Below are 19053 nucleotides of genomic sequence, written 5' to 3'. Positions count from 1 at the left end.
GGGACTGACAGAGGCTTGCCTTACCCTGCTGCCTCACAAGGGGAGGGGGACCCACCATGTTCAGTGTCATCGTGGTGCCGCCGGGCGGTGCGGAGCCGGACCGGCAGATCCGGATCGGGAGCGGGGAGCGGGTCGCGTTCGGGCGGGCGGACGCGGAGGGCGCGCTGGTCATCGCGCACGAGGGGGTGCCGCGGGCCGCGGGGGAGATCACCGCACACCGCGCGTTCTGGCTGATCAGCAATTTCAGTACGGACCAGACGTACGTCGTGGAGAACCCGGAGGGCGCGGGCGAGCACCTCAAGGTCGCGCCGGGGCGGCTCGACGCCCCGGTTCCGTTCGAGTTCGCGCGGGTGGTGCTGCCCGCGGGCGGCGATCTGCTGAGCTTCGACGTGTGGGCGCCGCGGCACGCGTTCCGCAGCGCCGACCGCAGCGCGCTGCCGGGTCCGGCGACGACGCCCGCGTTCTCGCTCGACGCGACCAAGCGCTACTACGCGGTGCTCGCCGCGCTGTGCGAACCACGGCTGCGCGGCGCACCGCAGGCGCCGCTGCCGACGGTCGAGGAGCTGGTGGAGCGGCTGCGGCCGGTGTATCCGACGATCAGCCGCACCTCGGTGTACTGGAACATCGACTACCTCACCCTCAAGCTGCGGCTGCGGCCCGACACCGAGGAAGGGGAGGCCGCGCGCCGGGCGAACGGCAAGAAGGAGTCCCTGGTGTCGCTGGCCCTGCGCTTCGACCTGGTCCGTGAGAGCGACCTCGCGGTGCTCGACACGGACGGCTCCGGGACCGCCTCGGGGCCGGCGTCCGTCGAGGCCGCGCGGTGAGCGGGCCGCCCCGCGGCGAGGACACGTTCGCCGTCGTCGTGCCGGAGGGCTTCCGTATCGGCCCGTGGGAGGTGCGCGAGCCGCTCGCGTCCGGTGCGTTCGCCACGGTGTACGCGGCGCGGGCGGCAGGCGAGGAGCCCGGGCAGCCGACCGAGGTGGCCCTGAAGTTCCTGCCCACCGGCACCCGCACCCCGCGCCAGCTGCGGCATCTGCGCGAACTCGCCGAGCGCGAGGTCGAGTTGCTGAGCCGGCTGCGGGCACCCCGGCTGATCAGGATGTACGACACCCTGACGGTCGACGCCCCCGAGGATCCCGAGCTCGACGGCGCCACCGTCCTCGTCCTGGAGAGGGCCGCGCAGTCCGTCGAGGACCTGCTCGCCGAAGGGCCCGTGCCCGAGGCGCCCGCGCTGCTCGCGCAGGTCGCCGAGGGCATCCACCAGCTGCACCACGCGGGCTGGGTGCACGGGGACCTCAAGCCCGCCAACGTCCTGGTGATGACGGACGGTTCGGTACGCCTTGCGGACTTCAACATGGCCGCCGAGCTGGAGGGCACGCACGCGTACGCGCCCGCTTTCGCGACGCCCGACTACACCCCGCCCGAGCTGCTGTGGCCGGAGATGGACGAGCGCGGCGCGCGGATCCGGCCGACGGCCGACATCTGGGCGTTCGGGGTGCTCACGCATCTCGTCCTCACCGGCACATACCCGCTGCCCGGCGCCACCACCGAGGCGCGCGTGGACGCGGCCACGCGCTATGCGCGCGGCACCGACGCGCTGCGCCTCGCGCCCGAACTCACCGCGCCCTGGCGGGAGATCGTCACCGACTGCCTCGCCCCGACACACGCGGGGCGCGCCCCGCTCGACGCGGCCACGCTGCTCCGCCGGGTCGAGGCCGTCACCGGCACGGCCCGTTCGCCGCGCCCGCGGCGCCCCTCGGCGCGCCGGCGCAGGCTGCGCCGTCCGCTCCTGATCGCCGCCGCGAGCGTGGCGCTGCTCTCCGCCGCCACGTTCACGTACCTCGAACTGCGCCCCGACGACGGCGACGGCCTCGCCTACGGCTACGCCCGCTGCCCGCTCGGCTCCGTCTGCTTCTTCAGCGAGCAGAACGGCATGGGGGAGCTCTGCGCCTGGGACGAGGACGACCCCGACTGGCTGTCCGGCACGGACCGGTGCGCCTGGACCGAGGACACCCCGGTCCGCTCGATCTATTACAACGGCGACGAGCCGGGCCGCGGCGGTGTCGCGTACTACCGCGGCCGCGACTTCACACCGGTCGGCGAGGACGTCACCCGCCCCAATTCCCGGATGCGCACGGGCTGCACGGCCCAGCGCACCCAGGGCAACCTGGCGGGCACGTACGCCCCGCTGTCCCACAAGTTCATCGAGCACTGCGGGGACGGGGCCGAGGACTGAGGACTGAGGACAGAAGACCGCGCGGCGCCGGACCCTGGAAAGTTCCAGGTACCGCGGAACGGGCCGGGCGGGGATCATGGGCGGCCGAATGTGCCTGCCGCCCGCGGCCGGTCGCGCCTGCCCCGAACCGGAGTCCGTCCATGCATCCCGTCGCCCGCACCTTCCAGATCCTCTTTCTGCTCGCCGGGCTCGGCATGTTCGGCTACGCCATCGACGAATCGGCGAGCAACGGGAAGACCAGCCCGGTGAGTTTCCGCTACGAGTGCACGACCGTGAACACGGGGACGACGGAGCGGCCCACGCCGAAGGAGACCTGCCAGACCCTCGGCACGAACACCTACTACGCGCCCGGCACCGACGAGGTCATGGTCAGCGCCCTGGCCGGGCTCGGTCTGATGGTCGGCGCGGCCGCCGTCTCCATCGGCTCGGCCCGCCGCGCGGCCGGTGTCGGCGTCCCTGCCGCCGTGCCCGCCGCCGTCCCGCAGCAGAACGGCATGCCCGGCTACGGCGCCGCCGCGTACCCGGCCCCGCCCGGGCAGGCACCCCGCGCCTGAGCGCACGAGGGGGCCGGCGCGGGTCGGCGCGGGTCGGCACCCTGAAAAGTTCCAGGTTCCCATCCGGCCGCCGCCACGGCACGGTGGGACGGATGCGCCCCGCCGGGGGATGGGGCGCTCACCGTGGCCGCGGCGTCCCCTGAGACGCCGCGGCCCCCGCGTCCGCGGCCGGCCGACGGCCACGCTCCCGTACCGGAATCGGCCGCGTCGTCCGCCAACGGGCAGTAATCTCCCCCACGTTGCTGCCTGCGGACGCAGGACACGGCTCTGCGGACGCTGGACACGGCCCCGCGGACGCAGCCGAGGATCAGAGCACAGAGTCGGGGGACTCCAGATGACGGACCGGCGGACCGGCATGTCGCCGTACACACCCGAGGCGGGCAGCACGGCCCGCGAGCAGGCCGGTGCGGGCGCGCTGCAGTCCGGGGATCCCGGGCGGATCGGCCCGTACGCACCGCTCGGGGTGCTCGGCAGCGGCGGGATGGGGCGGGTGTTCCTCGCCCGGCCGCACGACGACTCCCCCGGCCTCGCGGCCGTGAAGGTGATCCGCTCCGAGTACGCCGAGGACCCGGAGTTCCGGCGCCGCTTCGAGCGCGAGGCGGCCGTACACGCGCGGGTCCGCACGGCGTACGCGCCGCAGTTGCTCGGCACGGGCTTCGACGACTCGCTGCTGTGGATGGCCACCGAGTACCTGCCGGGCCTCGACCTCGCCCAGGCCGTGCGCGAGTGCGGTCCGCTGGACGCGGCCGGGGTGTGGCGGCTCGTCGAAGGGCTCGGGAACGCGCTCACGGATCTGGCCGCGGCCGGCGTCGTCCACCGCGATCTCAAGCCGTCGAACGTGATCCTGACGCTGCGCGGGGTGCACCTCATCGACTTCGGCATCTCGCAGGCCGCGGACTCCAGCGCCATCACCACCACCGGATCCCGGGTCGGCACCCCCGCGTTCATGGCGCCCGAGTATCTGCGCGAGGGCCGCTGCGAGGCCGCGTCCGATGTGTTCTCGCTCGCGGGCACGGTCATCTACGCGGCCACCGGGTACGCGCCGTTCGGTGACGGCACGGGCGTGGACGTGATGCACCGCGTCGCGTTCGAGGCGCCGAAGTCCGAGGTCATGGAGCAGGTGGCGGCGGTCGACCCGGCGCTCGCGGGCCTGCTGTCGGCCTGTCTCGCGAAGGAGCCGGCTCAGCGGCCCACGTCGGCCCAACTCGCGCACACCGCACAGGCGTCGGGGCACCTGACCGGCCCCTCCTGGCCGCAGGTCCTGACCGCGCGGCTAGGCGAACGGCAGCAGGCGTACGAGGTGCTCGCCCGGGCCACCGTCCAGGAGACCGGCCACTTCCGCGCCCCGACCCACCGCGTCGCCCCCGCCGCACCGGGCCCTGGCTTCGGACCACCGACCCCGGCCACCCCGCACGCGGCGTACGGGGCACCGGTCGTGCCCGGACCGCAGACGCCGCCCGGGTCGTTCGGCCCGCAGACGCCGCCCGGTTCCTACGGCGCCGCTCCGGTCTCGTACGGCCCGCAGACTCCCCCGGGCTCCTACGGGCAGCCGACCCCACCCGGTGCGTACGCGCCCCGGACCCCGCCCGGCCAGTACGCGACCCCAGCCCCGTCCCGTACCCCCGCCAGGCGCCGAGTCCACCTGGCCGTCGTCGCCTCGGTGGCCGTGGTGGCCGTGGCGGTGGGGGCGTTCGTCCTGACGCGGCCGGGCGATGACGACGGCGACCGGACCGCCGCCGACCGGCCCGTGGCGACCGGCAGCGCGTCCCACGGCGACGACGGTGACGGCAACGCGCCGCCGCTGCCCGGCGACGACGGCGAGTCCGCGCGCCCGAAGGACACGGGCAAGGCCAAGGACAAAGAGGACGAGGGCGGCAGCGGCACCTCGGGCGGTTCCGGCGCCGAGGAGACGAAGCCCGCGGACGGGGGCGGCGACGAGGACCCGGACGACGGGGGCGCCACCGGCGGGAGTTCGGGCTCGGGCAGCAGCCCCGACCCCGCCCCCACGAAGACGGCGACCAAACCGGCCACCCCGCCCTGGATCTCCCAGTGCACGTACTACTCCGGCACCGCGCAGACCGAGTACGGCGACACCGGACAGCGCGTCGTCCAGGTGCAGTGCATGCTCACCAAGCGCGGCTACAGCACCGGCGCCGGAGGCGTGGACGGCGAGTTCGGACCGGACACCCGGACCGCGGTGAAGCGGTTCCAGACGGCCAAGGGACTCGACGTGGACGGAGAGGTCGGCCCCAACACCTGGGCTGCGCTGCGCAGTTCGTCCTGATCTCACGGCGCCACGCCCGGCCGGGAGAACACCTGCCGGGGAAGCCCCGCTCCTCCTACCCTGACGGAGTGACTGTCTGTCGGGCAGCGAGGGGGACGTGCCATGGACAGGGTCGACACCATCATCGTGGTGCCGCCGGACCGGCCGGGACCGTGCGGCCAGCTGGGGCTCGCACCGGGCGAACGGCTCGGGTTCGGCCGGACACCGGACGGCGGGGGCCGTCATCTGACCATCGCGCACCACGGGGTGTCGCGGCGGGCCGGTGAGATCGCCGCACAGGGCGCGTTCTGGACGCTGAGCAACCTCAGCCGCGACCAGACGTACGTGGTGGAGAACCCGGAGGGTGCGGGCGAGCACATCAAGGTCGGGCCGGGGCGGCTCGACGCGCCCGTGCCGTTCGAGTTCGCGCGGGTCGTCCTGCCGGCCGCCGGTGAGCTGCTTCCGTTCGAGGTGTGGGCGCCGCGCCACGACCATCTGCCGCGCGGCGACGGCGAGTTCGGCGGCACGGCCACCACCCCGGCCTTCGGCCTCGACGCGACGAAGCGCTACTTCGCGGTGCTCGCCGCCCTGTGCGAACCCCGGCTGCGCGACGCCCCGCACGCCCCGCTGCCGACGGTCGAGCAGGTGGTGGAGCGGCTGCGGCCGCTGTGGCCGGGCGCGAACCGTGCGGCGGTGCAGTGGAACATCGACTACCTGGCGGTGAAGCTGCGCATCAAACCCCCGCAGGACCCGGCGGGTCCGGGCGCGCGCCTCAACGGCAAGAAGGAGGTCCTTGTCTCGCTGGCGCTGCGGTTCGACCTCGTGCGCGAGGACGATCTGGTCGTGCTGGCCGCACTGACCGCAAAGGGCCGCTCATGACGGGCACACCCTTCGCCGTGACCGTCCCCGCGGGCTACCGCGTCGGTCCGTGGGAGGTCGGTGAGCCGCTGGGGACGGGTTCGTTCGGCAGTGTGTACGCGGCCGTGCGCACCGACGGCGGCACCCCGGCCCACGCGGCCCTGAAGTTCCTGCCGACCGGGACGCAGACTCCGCGCCGGGCCGCGTATCTGCGGGAACTGGCCGAACGCGAGGTCGAGTTGCTGAGCCGGCTGCGCTCCCCGCGGCTGATCCGGATGTACGAGACGCTGACGGTGGACGACGCCGAACGGCCCGAGCTGGACGGCGCCGCCGTCCTCGTCCTCGAGGAGGCCGCGTCCTCGCTCGACGCGCTGCTCGACGAGGGCCCGCCCGCGCACGGCGCAAAGCTACTGACGCAGATCTGCGAGGGCCTGGCGCAGCTGCACCACGCGGGCTGGGTGCACGGCGACCTGAAGCCGGCCAACGTGCTCCTGATGGCGGACGGTTCGGTGCGGCTCGCGGACTTCAACCTGGCCGCGGAGCTGGAGGGCACACACGCGTACGCCCCCGCGTTCTCGACCCCGGACTACACGCCGCCCGAGCTGCTGTGGTCACCGCTCGGCGAACGGGGTCTCCAGGTGCGGCCGAGCGCCGACATCTGGGCGTTCGGCGTCCTCGCGCACGTGGTCCTCACCGGCTCGTATCCGCTGCCGGGCGGCACGACGGCCGTGCGGCGGGACGCGGCGGTGCGGTATGCGCGCGGCGAGGAGGAGCTGCGGCTGTCGCCCCGACTGCCCGACTCATGGGAGCAGTTGATACGGGACTGTCTGGCCCCGGGCCACCGGGAGCGGTCGGTGTTCGACGCGGAAGGGCTGCTCGCGCGGATCCGCGCGGGCGAGGACTCCGCCGCCTTCGAGGGTGCGGCGCGGAGGCGGCGGGCGCGGGTGCACGGGGTGCGGGCGCCCGGGGCGCGGCGGCGGTTGCCGTCGCGGCGCGCGCTGTGGGCCTCCGCGGTGGCGGCCGCGCTGTTCGCGACGGCGGCGACGGTGTACGCGCTGTGGCCCACCACGCCCGACACCCCTGCCGTCGCATACGGCTATCACCGCTGCCCGGCCGGACAGGTCTGCTTCTTCAGCGAGTTCAACGGCAACGGGAACATGTGCAACTGGGCCCGGGACGACGACGACTGGCTCGACGGCCGCAACGAATGCGCCTGGGCCGCAGGCCGGCCCGTGAAGTCGGTGTTCAACAACAACCAGGAGCTCACGGAGCGGATCAGCGTCGCGTACTGGCGCGGTCCGGACTTCAAGCCGACCGGCATCGAGCTGAAGCGCACCACGGAACGGGCCGGCTGCACCAACGTCAACACCCAGGGCAATCTCAAGGGCGACTACACCCTGCGCTCGCACAGCTGGATCCGCGACTGCGACCGGACCACCGCGCATCCGCGCCCCACGGTCTCGGAGAGCAACCTCTGAGGTGCGAGGTACCGGGAGCGCTCCCCTGTCCCTAACGTGGGCGGCTCGCGCCACCACGGGGGGTGGCGCAGCAGGGGGGACGCACCACCATGAAGCGGAACTTCGCTTCGCGGTGCGCGGCCGTGGTGGCCCTGGGGGCCGCCGCGGTCGCCTGCACCGCCGCACCACCGCAGACCGAACCCGCCCGGCAGCCGCAGCCTGCCCTCACCACCGAGGCCACCGGCTGCCTTGAACGGTACGGACATCCGTACCCGGCCGGGCCCGACTACCGCACCTCGCTCGACCGCGACTCACGCATCCGCTACGACAACGCGTACCGCGCCTGCCGCGGCGGCCGTGACCTCTCGGCACAGGAACTCGCCGGGCTCGAACGCGCGGCGGCCACGCTCACGGCGCGCTGCATGCGCGAGGCGGGCTACACGTACCGCCCGCCCCGCGTGCGCGCCGACACCCTGCGCACGTTCCCGTACGTCGTGGACGATCCGGCGTGGGCGGCGCGCAACGGGTACGGCGGGAAGGGGCACGTACGGCCGGCCGCTCCACGCGACCCGGCGGCCGCGCGCGCCCTGCTCGGCGCCCCGGCGCCGGCGATCCGTGTCACCGCGCCCGACGGCAGCACCCATACGCGCACCGCGACGGGCTGCCGGGCCGAGGCCGAGGCACGGCTGTACGGGAACCTGCCCGCCCACTTCCGCGCCACGACCGTCCTCGCGCATCCGCAGGGCGGACGTGAGCGGGCGGAACGCATCGTCACCGGCACCCGGGCCTGGCGCACCGCGCTCCCCGAGTGGGCGCGCTGCATGGCCACCGCGGGCCATCCGTACGCGAGCCCGCAGGCCGCACGCGCGGCGGTACGGGACGCCTCGTCGCGGACCCGGAAGGCGACCGCCGTCGCCGAGGCGCGGTGTGCGCGGGGCAGCGGGCTCGCCGAGGCCGCCACGGAAGCGGGCCGCCATGCCCGCGACCGCGCCGAAGCCCCGTATCTCAACGAGGTCGTGGCCCTGAACCGGATGCGGCTCGAAGCGCTGGAGCGGGTGCGGGGCGCCGCCAGGTGACTGCCGGTCAGTCCTGCTCGCCCAGCAGCGGGCGGAGTTGGCTGGGCAGGAGCTCCTCGCACTGCTGCTGCGCGGCATGCGTGTTCGCGTCGCGCTCGCACGTGTAGTAGTCGCGGTAGACCAGCTGCGCCGTGAAGGTCAGCGCGACGATCAGGAGCGCCAGACCGGCCGTGACGAGACCGCTCACCGCGGCCGTCTTCTGCGGCTTCCCGTCGGCGGCCGGCGGGGCGGGCTGCGTGGGGTCGGGGGTGCGCGGCTTCGCGCGCAGCGCGCTCACGCCCCAGTGGACGGCGAGCGCGCCGAGCAGCAGCGCCACGTACGGCCAGCCGAAGAGACCGAAGAAGAACGCCCACATGCCACCGAGCAGTGCATACCGGGCACGGCGCTGCGCGGGGTCGGTCGGGTCCCAGCGCATCCCGCGCATCGGACCCTCCGGGCCGCCCTCGCCTTGGTTGGGGCGCTGGCCGAAGCCGCCGGAGGAGCGGCCGGGCTGGCGCGGGCTCCAGCCCGGACCCGAACCGTCACCGCCCTCGCCATTGCCGTCGCTTTCCGGCTGCCGCGGACGCCAGGGCTGCTCCGGGGCACCCTCGGGCGGCGGCGCGAAGGGGTTGTCCTCGTCCTTCTTCGTGTCCGACGAGCCCTGCGGCGACGAGGACGAGGGCGAGGGCATGCGATCCGGCATCAGGTGTGCGTCTTCCCCGGTAGTCGTTGCAGCGTGTGCTCGCTGGAGCGCTTGCTGTCAGGTGGCGCTTGCTCCCCAGACGCTACCTGCCGGTCACGCCACCGTCCCGTGGGGGCTCTCGTGTGTGCCGGTATCGTTGCTGACGGTCGGGCGCTTCGTAGAGTTCCCCGTATCCGGGGCACCGAAGCATTCGTACGACCGCACAAAGCACTGACGCGACAAAGCACTGACGCGCTTCTGGCGCTCCCGATGTGAAAGGGCCCCGCTGTGGCCACCCCCGCAAGCTCGCCGCTCGCGCCGAAGCGGCTCGTCGTCCTCGTATCGGGTTCGGGCACCAATCTGCAGGCCCTGCTCGACGCCGTGACCGACCCCGGTTTCGGTGCGGAGATCGTCGCGGTGGGCGCCGACCGCGACGGCATCGCCGGCCTGGAGCGCGCGTCGAAGGCCGGGCTCCCGACCTTCGTGCACCGCGTCAAGGACTACGGGACGCGGTCCGACTGGGACCGCGCGCTGACCGAGGCGACCGCCGCGTACACCCCTGACCTGGTGGTGTCGGCGGGCTTCATGAAGATCCTGGGCCCGGAGTTCCTGGCCCGTTTCGGCGGCCGCGTCGTCAATACGCACCCGGCACTGCTGCCGTCATTCCCCGGTGCCCACGGCGTACGCGACGCGCTCGCGTACGGCGCGAAGGTCACCGGCTGCACCGTCCACTTCGTCGACGACGGCGTCGACACCGGGCCGATCATCGCGCAGGGCGTGGTGGAGGTTCTGGACGAGGACGACGAATCCGCGCTCCACGAGCGCATCAAGGACATCGAGCGCACGCTGCTCGTCGAGGTCGTGGGGCGGCTCGCCCGGCACGGCCACCGCATTGAGGGACGAAAGGTATCCATCCCGTGACCGCCGCTTCTTCTGCAGGTTCTTCCGCAGGTTCTTCTGCACAGCGCCCCATCCGCAGGGCCCTGATCAGCGTCTACGACAAGACCGGCCTCGAGGAGCTGGCCCGCGGGCTGCACGAGGCGGGTGTCGCGCTGGTCTCCACCGGCTCCACCGCCTCGAAGATCGCCGCGGCCGGGGTGCCCGTCACCAAGGTCGAGGAGCTGACCGGCTTCCCCGAGTGCCTCGACGGCCGCGTCAAGACCCTGCACCCCCGCGTGCACGCCGGGATCCTCGCGGACCTGCGCCTGGACGCGCACCGCGAGCAGCTCGCCGAGCTGGGTGTGGAGCCCTTCGACCTGGTGGTCGTGAACCTCTACCCCTTCAAGGAGACCGTCGCCTCGGGCGCCTCGCCCGACGAGTGCGTGGAGCAGATCGACATCGGCGGCCCGTCGATGGTCCGCGCCGCGGCGAAGAACCACCCGTCGGTGGCCGTGGTCACCAGCCCCGAGCGGTACGCCGACGTGCTCGCGGCGGTCCGCGAGGGCGGCTTCGACCTGACGGCCCGCAAGCGCCTGGCCGCCGAGGCCTTCCAGCACACCGCGTCGTACGACGTGGCGGTGGCGTCCTGGTTCGCGTCCTCGTACGCCCCCGCCGACGACTCGCGCTTCCCCGACTTCCTCGGCGCGACCTGGGACCGCTCGAACGTGCTGCGCTACGGCGAGAACCCGCACCAGCCGGCCGCGCTCTACACCGACGGCCGCGGTGGCCTCGCGTCCGCCGAGCAGCTGCACGGCAAGGAGATGTCGTACAACAACTACACGGACACGGACGCCGCGCGCCGTGCCGCGTACGACCACGCCGAGCCCTGCGTCGCGATCATCAAGCACGCCAACCCGTGCGGGATCGCGATCGGCGAGGACGTGGCGGAGGCCCACCGCAAGGCCCACGCCTGCGACCCGGTGTCGGCCTACGGCGGCGTGATCGCCGTCAACCGCCCGGTGTCGGTCGCGATGGCCGAGCAGGTCGCCGAGATCTTCACCGAGGTCATCGTGGCCCCGGACTACGAGGACGGCGCGGTCGAGGTCCTGGCCCGCAAGAAGAACATCCGCGTCCTGCGCTGCGCGGACGCCCCCTCGAACCCGGTCGAGATCAAGCCGGTCGACGGCGGCGCGCTGCTCCAGGTCACCGACCGCCTCCAGGCGGACGGCGACGACCCGGCCAACTGGACGCTGGCGACCGGCGACGCCCTCTCCCCCGCGGACCTCGCCGAGCTGGCCTTCGCCTGGAAGGCCTGCCGCGCGGTGAAGTCCAACGCGATCCTGCTCGCCAAGGACGGCGCCTCGGTCGGCGTCGGCATGGGCCAGGTCAACCGCGTCGACTCCGCGAAGCTCGCGGTCGAGCGCGCGGGCGAGGAGCGCGCAGCGGGTGCGTACGCGGCCTCGGACGCGTTCTTCCCGTTCCCCGACGGTCTGGAGATCCTCACCGCGGCCGGCGTCAAGGCGGTCGTCCAGCCGGGCGGCTCGGTCCGCGACGAACTGGTCGTCGAGGCGGCCAAGGCGGCGGGCGTGACGATGTACTTCACGGGTACGCGCCACTTCTTCCACTGAGCAGTCGCACGCACGAAGGGGCCCCCGGAGCTTTGGCTTCGGGGGCCCCTTCGGGTTGGGCTATTGCTCGTTGCCGGTCTCGTCGAGGGGGGCGTCGGCCGGCGGCTTGCTTCGCGTGCGGTCGGCGGTCGCTGTGCCTACGGCCGGTGGCTCGTCCACCGTGTCGTCCGCCCCGTCTGCCGCCGCTTCCCCTCCCGTACCGTCCGCCTGCGGCGGGCATTCTTCCCCCACCCCGCCCCTTCCCGAAACCGGGGCTCCGCCCCGGACCCCGGATCCGGACTCCGTCCGGATGGCCTCAAACGCCGGCCGGGCTGAAGGTGCGCCACTCCCCACGAAGTCATACGGCTCGAACCCGGGCTCCTCCCCCACCGCCTCCTCCCGCCGAGGCCACCACCGAGGCAACCGCCGTACGGGAGCCACATCCACCGCCGCCTCCGCCTCCGCCGGAGCCTCCGCAACCTTCGGCAAACGCCCGCGCCACGCTCGTACCCCCAACGCAAGCGGCATCCCGCAAACCAGCACCCACCCCACCGCAGCCACCCCGACCTGCCACCCCACCGGCCCGAACGACGCCAAGGTCCCACCCCCGAGCGGACCTCCGGCCACCGCGGCGAACACCCCCAGCACCACTCCGGCCAGGCCCGCCGCGGCCCCGACCGTGAGGGCCGTCGCCCCGCGCCCCCAGACCGCCGTGGGCTCCCCGCCCGAGGGCGCCGCGGCGCGGGCGGGGAACCAGCCGACCGTCAGGCCGGCGAGCATGGCAACCGCGACGCACGCCCAGTTCAAGGGATGGCCTGCCCCTGGCGACGGGACCGCCGCGAGCAGCGGGAACGACGGCAGCAACGGCCCGCCCGACGGCGCCCCGAGCGGCCACGCGACGAGACCGGTCCCGAGCAGCACCCCGGGCCCGAGCGCGTACGCCGCCCCCCACAGCGCCGCGTTCGGCACCAGCGCCACCGCGAGCAGCAGCACGGCGACCCGCCCCGACCAGGACCCCGTCAGCTGCAGGAACGAGGCCTGCACGGCGTCCAGATGCAGTACGAGCGAGACGGCCGTGAGCAGCGCACCACCCCCGACGAGCACCAGCACCCCGGCGGCCGCCGCGCGCCCGGCGACGGCGAGCTGTTCCCTGCGCTCCACGAAGGCCCGTACGACCGCGGTGTCCCGAAGGCGGTACGCGTACGACGGCAGCGGACCGCGCGGACGCCCGTACGCCGTCCACACCCCCACCGCCGCGGCGGCCGTCACCAGGAGCGGCAGGTGCAGCGCGGCGCTGAGCACCTGCGCGGACAGCGGCCCGCCGCTCGCGTACGCGACGACGGCGGCGGACACCACGAGGTAGCCGCCGGCCACCCCGCCGAGCGCGGTCCGCACGTCCGGCGCCGTGTCGGCGGCGTCGCGTGCCGCGCGGTGCACCAGGAGCGCGGGCAGCGCGAGCAGGAGCAGCGGGGTGACGCCGACCGGGGCGGGGGCGCCGGTGAGGGTGTCGGGCCGTACGAGCTCGGTGCCGTGGGCGAGCAGCCAGAGTCCGGCGGCCACGTTCAGGGCAGCGCCCGCACCGCTGTCCGGGTACGGCGAGGAGATCCAGAACGCCATCACCAGGACGGCGAACGCGCCGAGACCGAGGCCCGCGGCGACCGCGCCGCCGAGGAGGCAGGGCACGAGGGCCGACGCTCTGCGGCGCGAGGAGAGGGCGTGGAGCAGGGCCTGCGGTGTCACCGCCGGACCTTCGGACGGTGCGCTGCGGTCGGTCGTGTGCGTCACGCCCGCCATGGTCCCAACGACACGCGCGCTCTTCACGTAACAGGCGAATGCCCGAAGTGTCGCTCAATATACGTTTATGTACTTATCGGGGCTCTGAGCTGCCGCGCCCCGTGCCACGGCCCACGGTGTGGAGAGTCCGACATGACGCAGAGCCCCGCCTCGCTGCCCGGCCCTGACGAACGCCGTCGGCTCCGGGAGGCGAACGGCCTCACGCAGACCCAGGTGGCCGAAGAGGTCGGCGTCACCCGCGAGACGGTCCGCTCCTGGGAGGCGGGCCGCACCTCGCCGCGGGGGCGGACGCGGGAGGCGTACGCGGAGCTGGTGGCGGGGTGGCGCGCTGCGAGCGCGGACGGACGCGCGAAGGACGGCCGGACGAGCGCGACGGACGGCCGCACGAAGGAGGAGCGGCCCGGCGGCGAGGTTGACCGGACGCCCCGCCCGACACCGGCGCTCCTCGCCAAGTTCGCGAAGCGGCGGGTGAGCGCGGAGGCGGAGGCAGCGCCCACGCCGATGGCCACGACGCCCACGCCGACGCCGGACCCCATGCCGCGTCCGAAGCCCAAGCCGAAGCCGAAGCCCGCGCCGCCTCCGACACCCACACCGTCACCTCCCAAGCCCGCGGCGCCCGCGGCTCCGGCGCCCAAGCCGGCCCCGGCCGTGTTCGCCGCGGCGTCCGTGCGGCCGGGTGTCGTGGCCCGGACTCCCGTTCCCGAGACGCCTCGGGAGCCTGCGCCCGCGAAGGCCGAGCCGCCGAAGGTCGCCGCGAGCGCGGACCCCGCCCCGGCGGCGGCACCGCCGGCGTCCACATCGCCCGCACCCTCCTCGCCCTCACCCGCCCCGCACGGCGGGTCCGTACGTGTCCACCGGCCCTCCGAAACTGCAAAGGCTGTCGAGCACCTCATGCCTGTGAAGCCCGTCGAGCCTGCCGCACACGGTGAGCTCAGCCAGTCCGCGGTGTCCGCCGATGGCACCGCGCTCCCCCAGCCCGGCGGCCGTGTCGACCTCGTCAAGGAGAAGCGCAAGGGCCGCAAAGGGGCGCGGACCCGGCCGAAGGCGGCGGCCAAGCGGGCCGCCAAGCCCGCCGGGACCGGCCCCGCGCGCGATGAGCACAGCGGCGTTCCGCGCACCGAGCACGAACACCGCGGCGGGGCGCGGTCCGGTCAGCAGCCCGTTCCGTCCGGCGGCGACGGGAGCGGGGGCGGGAGCGGGAGCGGGGGCGGCAACGGAAGCCGTGAAGGCGCCGCGCCGACCGCCGTACTCGACGAGACCCCCGGCGGACATCCGGACGGAACTCCGGACAGAACACCGGACGGACCACCGGACGGCTCCCCGGCAGCCGGCGAGCGGCAGGGCCTGACGCCCGCTCAGGCCTTCGACGCCCTCTACGCGTTCACCGCCCCCGGTCTCGTACGGCAGACGTATCTGCTGACCGGACGGCGCGCGCTGGCGAAGGAGTCCGTGGAGCGGGCGTTCCACAAGGCGTGGGAGCGGTGGCCCGAGGTCGCCAAGGACCGTGATCCGGTGGGCTGGGTGCGGGCGGCCGCGTACGAGTACGCGCTGTCGCCGTGGCACCGGCTGCGGCGCGGCCACCGGCACCCCGACGCGCCGCCCGCGGAGCCCGAGGACCGCAAGCTGCTCGACACGCTGCTCAGCCTGCCGCCCTCGTACCGCCGCACGCTGGTGCTCTACGACGGTGTGGGGCTCGACCTGCCGGAGACCGCCGCCGAGACCGAGGCGAGCACGCCCGCCGCCGCGAACCGTCTGGTGCACGCGCGCGAGGTCATCGCCGAGCGGCTGCCCGAGCTGTCCGACCCGGGTGAACTGCAGCGCAGGCTGGAGGAGCTGGCGAGCGCCGAGAAGCTCGGCACCGGCAGGCCGACCGCGGTGCGCGGCGAGGGCGAGCGGCGGGTGCGGTTCTGGACGCGGGCCGCCATCGCGTTCACGGCGCTGATCATCGGGGCGTCCGCGATCACCTGGATCACGTCGGCGAAGGACTACGAGCCCGAGCAGGCGCCCGGCCAGAAGGTCACCGGAGTGCCGCCGCGGCCCGGCCCGCAGACCCTGGACCACCAGGAGAAGGAACTGCGCAAGAAGCTGCGGCTCGATCCGGGAGCGGGCCCGGAACGTATTCATCCGCTGCCGGGGTAACCCCCGCCCCGCCTCCGGCCTCGCGTACGCCGAAGGCCCGCACCCCTGGCAGGAGGGGTGCGGGCCTTCGGCGTACTACGGGTGCGAACCTGCTCAGCCGGCGAGGATCGCGCGGGCCAGCTTGGCCGTCTCGGTCGGGGTCTTGCCGACCTTGACGCCCGCGGCCTCGAGGGCCTCCTTCTTCGCGGCGGCCGTGCCGGAGGAGCCGGAGACGATGGCGCCGGCGTGGCCCATGGTCTTGCCCTCGGGCGCGGTGAAGCCGGCGACGTAGCCGACGACCGGCTTCGTCACGTTGGCCTTGATGAAGTCGGCCGCACGCTCCTCGGCGTCGCCGCCGATCTCGCCGATCATGACGATCAGGTCGGTGTCGGGGTCGGCCTCGAACGCGGCGAGCGCGTCGATGTGCGTCGTACCGATGACCGGGTCGCCACCGATGCCGACGGCGGACGAGAAGCCGATGTCACGGAGCTCGTACATCATCTGGTACGTCAGCGTGCCGGACTTCGAGACCAGGCCGATGCGGCCCGGCTTCGTGATGTCGCCCGGGATGATGCCGGCGTTGGACTGGCCCGGGGTGATGAGACCGGGGCAGTTCGGGCCGATGATGCGGGTCTTGTTGCCCTTCGACTGCGCGTACGCCCAGAAGGCGGCGGAGTCGTGGACGGCGATGCCCTCGGTGATGACGACCGCGAGGGGGATCTCGGCGTCGATGGCCTCGACGACCGCGGCCTTGGAGAAGGCCGGCGGGACGAAGAGGACGGAGACGTTGGCGCCCGTCTTCTCCATCGCCTCGGCGACGGTCCCGAAGACCGGGATGTCGTTGCCGTCGATGTCGACCGACGTGCCCGCCTTACGCGGGTTCACGCCACCGACGATGTTGGTGCCGTCGGCCAGCATGAGCTTGGTGTGCTTCATGCCCGTGGCACCGGTCATGCCCTGGACGATGACCTTGCTGTCCTTGTTGAGGAAGATAGCCATGGCTCTGGTGTCCCTCGTCCCTTACTTCGCGGCCGCGAGCTCGGCGGCCTTGTCGGCCGCGCCGTCCATCGTGTCCACGCGCTGCACGAGCGGGTGGTTGGCGTCGCTGAGGATCTTGCGACCCAGCTCCGCGTTGTTGCCGTCCAGACGGACGACCAGCGGCTTGGTGACCTCGTCGCCGCGGGAGGCGAGCAGCTCGAGGGCCTGGACGATGCCGTTGGCGACCTCGTCACAGGCGGTGATGCCACCGAAGACGTTGACGAAGACGGACTTGACGTCCGGGTCGCCGAGGATGATCTCCAGGCCGTTCGCCATGACCTCGGCGGAGGCGCCGCCGCCGATGTCGAGGAAGTTGGCCGGCTTCACGCCACCGTGGTTCTCACCGGCGTACGCGACGACGTCCAGGGTCGACATGACCAGACCGGCACCGTTACCGATGATGCCGACCTCGCCCTCGAGCTTGACGTAGTTGAGGTTCTTGGCCTTGGCAGCAGCCTCGAGCGGGTTGGCTGCGTCCTTGTCCTCGAGGGCCTCGTGGTCGGGCTGGCGGAAGTCGGCGTTCTCGTCGAGCGAGACCTTGCCGTCCAGGGCCAGGATGCGACCGTCCTTGGTCTTGACCAGCGGGTTGACCTCGACGAGGAGCGCGTCCTCGGCGACGAAGGTCTTCCACAGGGTCACCATCGCCTCGGCGACGCCCTCGGCCACGTCGGCCGGGAACTTCGCCTGGGCCACGATCTCGCGGGCCTTCTCGATGTCGACGCCGTCGACGGCGTTGACCGGGACCTTCGCGAGGGCCTCGGGGGTCTTCTCCGCGACCTCCTCGATGTCCATGCCGCCCTGCACCGACGCCATGGCGAGGAAGGTGCGGTTGGTGCGGTCGAGGAGGTACGAGACGTAGTACTCGGCCTCGATCTCGGGGGACAGCTCGGCGATCATCACCTTGTGGACCGTGTGGCCCTTGATGTCCATGCCGAGGATGTCCGTGGCGCGGGCGACGGCCTCGTCCGGGTCGCCCGCCAGCTTCACGCCGCCGGCCTTGCCGCGGCCGCCGACCTTCACCTGGGCCTTGACGACGGACTTGCCGCCAAGGCGCTCGGTCGCGGCGCGCGCGGCCTCAGGCGTGTCGATGACTTCACCGGCCAGCACCGGTACACCGTGCTTGGCGAAGAGGTCCCTCGCCTGGTACTCGAACAGGTCCACGCGCGTCCGTCCCTTTTCAGTGTCGCGTCGGTATCGCGTTCATCGCGATTCGCGTCTGTCGCGTTCGTTGTCTGCGTGGGCGTGCCGCGAAGGGCAACGTGACGGCGCTGTCACTGAGGGAGTGCGTACACGGTGTCCGTGGACGCGGCATGTCCGTCTCGCAGGTTATCGCCGTGGGACGTAGGTCCCTAAATCGCAGATCACACTGCGGCGGTGATAACGGTCACAGACAGTCGCGGCCGGGGTCTGCGTCCCGGTCCGCCCTAGGGCCGGACGCAGGCCGCGGACCGGGCTTCCTCACACGCAGGGGTCCCCGCCATGCGTGTGAGGAGGAGTGCCCGGCCCGCGGCCGTGCGGGTGCCGGTCCGGCTGACCGGTCACCCGTCCCTTGGGGGCCTCGGGCCTCAGCGGCCGGTGGCGAAGCCCGGCAGCACGGAGGAGACCGTGGACTGGACGCCGGACGTGGCGTTACCGGCCAGCGGGCCCGCGTCGGAGCGGACCGTGCCCGTGAGGTCCTGCGCGAACGGCCCGACCTCCGAGGTCACGCCGCGCACCAGGCCGTCGGCCTCGCCGCCGACGCCGGTCGCCAGACCGGTCGCGGCCGAGCCGACGTCCTTGACCAGCGGCTGCACCGTGTCGACGACGACATCGGCGACGGGCTTCACGTCCTGCACGACACCGTTCGCGAACGGCGGCACCTCGGAGGTGACCCCCTGCGCGAACGGGGTGACGTCGCCGCCCACGCCCTGGACCAGCGTCCCGGCGTCGGTCAGCGCCTGGCCGACCACGGGGAGCACCCCGTCGACGGCCTTGGCGGCCACCGGCGGCAGGACGGACGCGGCCGTCTCGTCGACGACCGGGGACGCGGCCTGGACCACGCCCTGCGCGTGACCGGCGGCCTGGGACGGCGCCTGGCCGGTGCGGTCGGCCAGCTCGGGGGCGAAGTCCTCGAGCGAACCGAAGAGGTAGTCGATCTCGTCCGTGGACGCCGGGAGCTGGCCCGCCGCCTGGAGCGCGCCGTCCGGCAGGGCGGCGCGCTCGGTGCCGAGGTCTATCGCCTCGACGTTGGAGCCGCCCCGCTCGTCGCCGGCCACCGCGGCCGCCTTGTCCCGGACGGAATCGGCGTGGCCGCGGGCGGTGTCGACGGCGTCGGCGGCGGTGTCGGGGGTACTCACCGGCGCGGAGACGGGCAGGTCGGCGGCGCTGGCGCCGGCCGCGCCGAGGCCGATCAGACCGCCGGAGGCGGCGGCGGTGATCACGAGGGAGCGACGGATGCCCCGGCCGTTCCCGGACGGCTTGCTGTGCTTGCTGTGCTTGCTGTGCTTGCTCATTTTTACTTCGGATCCTTCGA

The 19053-nt window shown here is 73.6% G+C and carries 15 protein-coding genes; 10 read left to right on the top strand and 5 right to left on the bottom strand.

Annotated features, from left to right (window positions below; all coding sequences use genetic code 11):
- The first annotated feature begins 56 nt into the window (after positions 1-56).
- From ACIBI4_RS08875 to ACIBI4_RS08845, 7 genes are all read left to right on the top strand, one after another.
- A complete protein-coding gene (locus ACIBI4_RS08875) occupies positions 57-824 on the top strand; it encodes an FHA domain-containing protein (RefSeq protein ID WP_399202948.1) in 768 nt (255 codons plus the stop codon).
- Positions 821-2236 (top strand): serine/threonine-protein kinase, encoded by a 1416-nt coding sequence (locus ACIBI4_RS08870; protein ID WP_399202947.1) that lies wholly within the window; start codon positions 821-823, stop codon positions 2234-2236. The genes ACIBI4_RS08875 and ACIBI4_RS08870 overlap by 4 nt, the downstream gene beginning before the upstream one ends.
- A gap of 140 nt (positions 2237-2376) precedes the next feature.
- Complete coding sequence (locus ACIBI4_RS08865) at positions 2377-2790, top strand: hypothetical protein (protein ID WP_399202946.1); 414 nt, start codon at positions 2377-2379, stop codon at positions 2788-2790.
- 334 nt (positions 2791-3124) lie between these two features.
- Positions 3125-5074, top strand: coding sequence for a protein kinase (locus ACIBI4_RS08860; RefSeq protein ID WP_399202945.1), 1950 nt, complete (start codon positions 3125-3127; stop codon positions 5072-5074).
- Positions 5075-5176: 102 nt separating this feature from the next.
- A complete protein-coding gene (locus ACIBI4_RS08855; protein WP_399202944.1) occupies positions 5177-5932 on the top strand; it encodes an FHA domain-containing protein in 756 nt (251 codons plus the stop codon).
- Complete coding sequence (locus ACIBI4_RS08850) at positions 5929-7389, top strand: serine/threonine-protein kinase (protein WP_399202942.1); 1461 nt, start codon at positions 5929-5931, stop codon at positions 7387-7389. The genes ACIBI4_RS08855 and ACIBI4_RS08850 overlap by 4 nt, the downstream gene beginning before the upstream one ends.
- An 89-nt stretch (positions 7390-7478) precedes the next feature.
- Complete coding sequence (locus tag ACIBI4_RS08845; RefSeq protein ID WP_399202941.1) at positions 7479-8444, top strand: hypothetical protein; 966 nt, start codon at positions 7479-7481, stop codon at positions 8442-8444.
- A 7-nt stretch (positions 8445-8451) separates the two neighbouring features.
- Here the strand turns inward: ACIBI4_RS08845 and ACIBI4_RS08840 are convergent, their stop codons facing one another.
- The gene (locus tag ACIBI4_RS08840; protein WP_399202939.1) at positions 8452-9126 is read right to left on the bottom strand and encodes a hypothetical protein; all 675 of its coding nucleotides are present in this window, start codon (positions 9124-9126) and stop codon (positions 8452-8454) included.
- 267 nt (positions 9127-9393) lie between these two features.
- Here ACIBI4_RS08840 and purN point away from each other — a divergent pair, with 267 nt between their 5' ends.
- Positions 9394-10026 (top strand): phosphoribosylglycinamide formyltransferase, encoded by a 633-nt coding sequence (gene purN / locus ACIBI4_RS08835; RefSeq protein WP_399202938.1) that lies wholly within the window; start codon positions 9394-9396, stop codon positions 10024-10026.
- A complete protein-coding gene (gene purH / locus ACIBI4_RS08830) occupies positions 10023-11612 on the top strand; it encodes a bifunctional phosphoribosylaminoimidazolecarboxamide formyltransferase/IMP cyclohydrolase (protein WP_399202937.1) in 1590 nt (529 codons plus the stop codon). The genes purN and purH overlap by 4 nt, the downstream gene beginning before the upstream one ends.
- A 60-nt stretch (positions 11613-11672) precedes the next feature.
- Here purH and ACIBI4_RS08825 read toward each other — a convergent pair whose 3' ends face one another.
- On the bottom strand, positions 11673-13385 hold the full coding sequence (locus tag ACIBI4_RS08825) for a DUF6350 family protein (RefSeq protein ID WP_399202936.1): 1713 nt from the start codon (positions 13383-13385) through the stop codon (positions 11673-11675).
- A gap of 132 nt (positions 13386-13517) precedes the next feature.
- Between ACIBI4_RS08825 and ACIBI4_RS08820 the strand changes: the two genes are divergently transcribed.
- Entirely contained in the window at positions 13518-15524 is a 2007-nt protein-coding gene (locus ACIBI4_RS08820; RefSeq protein ID WP_399202935.1) for a helix-turn-helix domain-containing protein, read from the top strand.
- Between the two features lie 93 nt (positions 15525-15617).
- Here ACIBI4_RS08820 and sucD read toward each other — a convergent pair whose 3' ends face one another.
- The 3 genes from sucD to ACIBI4_RS08805 form a co-directional block, all read right to left on the bottom strand.
- Entirely contained in the window at positions 15618-16502 is an 885-nt protein-coding gene (gene sucD / locus ACIBI4_RS08815; RefSeq protein WP_399202934.1) for a succinate--CoA ligase subunit alpha, read from the bottom strand.
- Positions 16503-16523: 21 nt separating this feature from the next.
- Complete coding sequence (gene sucC, locus ACIBI4_RS08810; RefSeq protein ID WP_399202933.1) at positions 16524-17702, bottom strand: ADP-forming succinate--CoA ligase subunit beta; 1179 nt, start codon at positions 17700-17702, stop codon at positions 16524-16526.
- A 404-nt stretch (positions 17703-18106) separates the two neighbouring features.
- Complete coding sequence (locus ACIBI4_RS08805) at positions 18107-19033, bottom strand: hypothetical protein (protein ID WP_399202932.1); 927 nt, start codon at positions 19031-19033, stop codon at positions 18107-18109.
- Between the last annotated feature and the right edge of the window lie 20 nt (positions 19034-19053).

The organism is Streptomyces sp. NPDC050418 (assembly GCF_044458745.1).
Taxonomy (GTDB): domain Bacteria; phylum Actinomycetota; class Actinomycetes; order Streptomycetales; family Streptomycetaceae; genus Streptomyces.
This window is presented reverse-complemented; position numbering and strand designations above follow the sequence as displayed.